The sequence below is a fragment of the Methanobrevibacter sp. genome (assembly GCF_045116495.1).
Classification (GTDB): domain Archaea; phylum Methanobacteriota; class Methanobacteria; order Methanobacteriales; family Methanobacteriaceae; genus Methanocatella.
Map to the genome: position 1 here is coordinate 1 of NZ_JBGULU010000108.1, position 3,714 is coordinate 3,714.

Below are 3,714 nucleotides of genomic sequence, written 5' to 3' on the forward strand. Positions count from 1 at the left end.
TTCCTTTTGAATGGAAGAAATTGCCAAAAGAGGGTCATATTCCTCAAGAACAACCATGGTGGATCCGTGAGTGATTACTGCCATTACCCCTAAAACAGTTCCAAAACAGTGAAAAAGAGGCACCTGAAGCAGAAGCCTGTCTTTTGGTGAGTAATTCATATTTTCTCCAATGTAGTAACCATCGTTTACAATGTTACGGCTTGTAAGCATTACTCCTTTAGGAAAACCTTCTGTTCCTGATGTATACTGCATGTTAATGACGTCATGCTGAGTTACGGCATCCTTTACCTTCTGGTATTCGTCATCGTCATAGTTCATACCAAGTAATATCAATTCGTTGGTGTTATACATTCCACGATGTTTTTCCTGACCCACGTGGAATATGAATTTTAAGTGAGGGAACTTTTCAGCTACAAGGTGTCCTCTGGCACAGCTTTTAAGTTCAGGTACAAGTTCATTTATAATGTCAAAATAGCTTGTATCCCTGAATCCGTCGGTCATTGCCAGTGCCTTCATGTCTGATTGCCTTAGAACATATTCAAGTTCATGTGACTGGTATGCTGTGTTGACGGTTACAATTGTAGCTCCGATTTTTGCAGTTGCAAACATGTATGTCAGCCATTCCGGAACGTTTTTAGCCCATATTCCAACATGGTCTCCCTTTTCAATTCCAATAGCTAGCATTCCTTTTGCTAAATTATCTATTCTTTCATCAAATTCCTTGTATGTAAATCTTAAGTTTCTGTCCGGATAAACTATAAATTCATGGTCCGGCTGTTTTTCAACCATTGATTCAAAAAATTTTCCTAACGGCAGTTCTGTAAATAATTCACTCATAATATTCCTCCATTGTTATTTTTTAATTCATTATTTTGGCTCAATATGTCTAAACGCAACAATAACAATCCCAACTCATGAGTAAACAAGTCCATATATCCGTATACGTTGTATTTCAATTCTAATTTAAACATATTAATCCAATCCTCTTTCAATTCCTCTAGTATGGAGTGTAGAGCACAGCCAGTATTTTAGCCTTATCGTTTCCGCTTGCGTGAAGGTGGTGTGGCACTACTGAATCATAGAATATTGTGTCGCCTTCGCCGATAGTATAGGTGTCTTTTCCATAAATTACTTCTATTTCTCCTTCAAGCACATAGATGAACTCTTCACCTTCGTGTGATGAAAGTTCTTTTTCTCCTTCTTCAAATTCAATGTCGATTATGAACGGATCGATGTTTCTGTCGATTTTACCTGCACCTAAGGAGTGAAACTCCAGATTGGTTGCATTTGTGACATCTTCCCTTCCTGAAAAATAAAGGGAGTTTTCGGTTTTGCCGCCTCTTGTAACGACCGGTCCGAGTTCTGGTGTATCATCAAGGAAAGTTCCAAGCCTTACGCCTAATGCCCTTGCCATTTTGGTTAACGGAGTAAGTGATGGGATAACTTCACCGGCTTCCATAGCCTCTAAAACTTCGAGTTTTACACCGCTTCTCTCGGAAAGTTCTTCTATTGTCATGTTCTGTCTAGCTCTGATGTCTTTTATCTTTTTTGCAAAATCTTCGTTTGTCATATATTTTCACTCATTTTTGGATTGTTACTTAAAACTATTTAAGTATTTATAACTATATGAAAGAAGATATATAAAAGTTACTTTAAAATAAGAATATTTTATACAATTTTTAAATTAAAGGATAAATTAAAATGAAAAAATAGCTGATTATTCAAAATTTCGCAAATTCAATATCATCAAACATGACTTCAGATTACTGTCAATCATGCATGTTACTTTGCATTTTGCATTTAAAGACCAATATTACATATGATTTGCAGCATATAATAGATAATGAAAATTGCAGATAGTAAGTTAAATTGCTTAAAAAAGGATTAATTGAGCTTAAATATAAGAAAAAAGATATATAAAACGATTTACATATTAACAGTGTAGAAGTAATCCCAAACTTTTACACAAATCATGAGAAAAATTAGTTTCTGAGTTTTAAAATTGAGTGTGAGGCTGGTCAATCTAGCCTCAGACTTTAAAAAAATTAAGAGTAATGAGCTGATTTTAAATTAAAAAGCATCAAGTTTTTCCATGCACAACTCCCAGACATCCCTGGAATCACCTTCCAAATTAGATACCTGATCCGCTTTTTTGAAGAAGTTGCATGCCTTTTTATATTCACCCATTTCAGAATATGCTAATGCCTTACCCTGCAGGGCTCCGAAAGACTTGTTGTCAATCTTTAACACTGAATTGTAAACATCAATGGCATCTTCATACTCTTCACTTAATCTGTTGGCATCCCCAATAGCTATTCTTGCATCCAAATCATCACTATCCAAAGCCAACACATTTATAAACTCATCAATAGCTGTTCCATATCTTTCCAGGTTAATGTAAGCCTTACCCTTAACATAATAAGCTTCGCTATTGAATTCATTGAGATCAATTGCCTTGTCACACAATTCGATTACCCTCATATTTGTATCGTATGAATTATCACGTTCGAGTTTCCTGTATGCATTTCTAACGTAGATTTCATCCCTGTTCAAGTAGGCTTTTGTGGTTTTGGAGAATTCCCTTACGTCATCAGGAATGTCCTGTGATGAGATGAAGTCATCTTTAAATTTGGAAATATCATCCAAAGTATCGTCAATACTATTGATTGTAGTTTCAGCGAATTCCTCCAAATCAAATTCATCAAGCTTTTGTTTGAATTCTGTATCATCCAATTCCCTTAAGATTATAGTAGCTTCGTCTTTTAAAAAGTCTATACTGTCTGAAATGTTTTGAAGCAAACTGGATTCAAAGAATACCTTATCTGTACTTCTAGGATTAATTTCAATATCTTCCCAATCACTTTTCTTCATATCATCATCTCCAAGTGATTAACAATAATAATTAGAATTAGTGATATATAAATGTTACCATTAGCAAATACTGATTTGAATATGTAAAATTTATTAAGAACATGTGAAGTGTATTCGGATTGAAAAATTAATAAAATTAAAAACTTCAAATATAACTGAAGGGATTTTTTTAGCATTTCGGCCAATTTCATTGAATTTTCAAAATTTTTAAAGAAGATCTTTTTACAACTTAAACACGAGAATTTAATTGCAAAATTAAAAAAAAGTTACAGTCATCTACATGGACTTTGAAAAATTTGATTGGTGAAAACAACGATTACATATAATCAAAAATAGAAGCTATTAAACATCAAGTTGTGAATTTAAGTATGAAAATAAATCGGCAGATTTTAAAAATAAAAAAAGTAGTGAGAGGTTAGTCTCACTAGTTTACTGTTAAGGTTACGGTTTTGGTAGCAGATTCGTATGTAGCATCCCCTTCATAACTAATTCTAGCTTTGTATTTTGCTTTTTTGGATAAGTTAGTTATCTTGAAGGTGACTTTTCCGGCACTGTTTGTTTTACCAGTGTATGTTTTGCCGTTTACAGTAAGTGTGACTGTTCTAGGACTTAAATATACCTTACCGTCATGTGATGAACATACTTTTGTGGATAAAGTAACTGTGTACTTTTTGGTTTTGGTAGCTGCTTTGTAGGATTTAGCACTTGCTTTGATGCTGATTGGTTTTTTGTCCAAGTCGACACATACTGATGCAAATGTGCCTGTGTAGTTGTCGTTTCCTGCAAAGTAGAATGCCATTGTGTATCTGCCTGCTCTTACCATGTTGAGTTTGTATGGGTTGA

The 3,714-nt window shown here is 34.2% G+C and carries 3 protein-coding genes and 1 pseudogene; all 4 read right to left on the reverse strand.

Features of this window, described 5'->3' with window-relative positions:
* Positions 1 to 837: AMP-binding protein (locus ACJMLH_RS06115; protein WP_405275764.1), on the reverse strand; the 837-nt coding region annotated here is incomplete at its 3' end.
* A 160-nt stretch (positions 838 to 997) separates the two neighbouring features.
* On the reverse strand, positions 998 to 1,570 hold the full coding sequence (locus tag ACJMLH_RS06120; protein WP_405275766.1) for a helix-turn-helix domain-containing protein: 573 nt from the start codon (positions 1,568 to 1,570) through the stop codon (positions 998 to 1,000).
* A gap of 500 nt (positions 1,571 to 2,070) precedes the next feature.
* Positions 2,071 to 2,871, reverse strand: coding sequence for a tetratricopeptide repeat protein (locus ACJMLH_RS06125; protein WP_405275768.1), 801 nt, complete (start codon positions 2,869 to 2,871; stop codon positions 2,071 to 2,073).
* Positions 2,872 to 3,295: 424 nt separating this feature from the next.
* Positions 3,296 to 3,714 (reverse strand): annotated as a pseudogene (locus ACJMLH_RS06130) (hypothetical protein); the annotation flags it as partial.

What these genes read in the sequence shown, in the direction of transcription:
- ACJMLH_RS06125 (WP_405275768.1), bottom strand. Translation starts at nt 2,871, where the DNA reads ATGAAGAAAAGTGATTGGGAAGATATTGAAATTAATCCTAGAAGTACA.
- ACJMLH_RS06120 (WP_405275766.1), bottom strand. Translation starts at nt 1,570, where the DNA reads ATGACAAACGAAGATTTTGCAAAAAAGATAAAAGACATCAGAGCTAGA.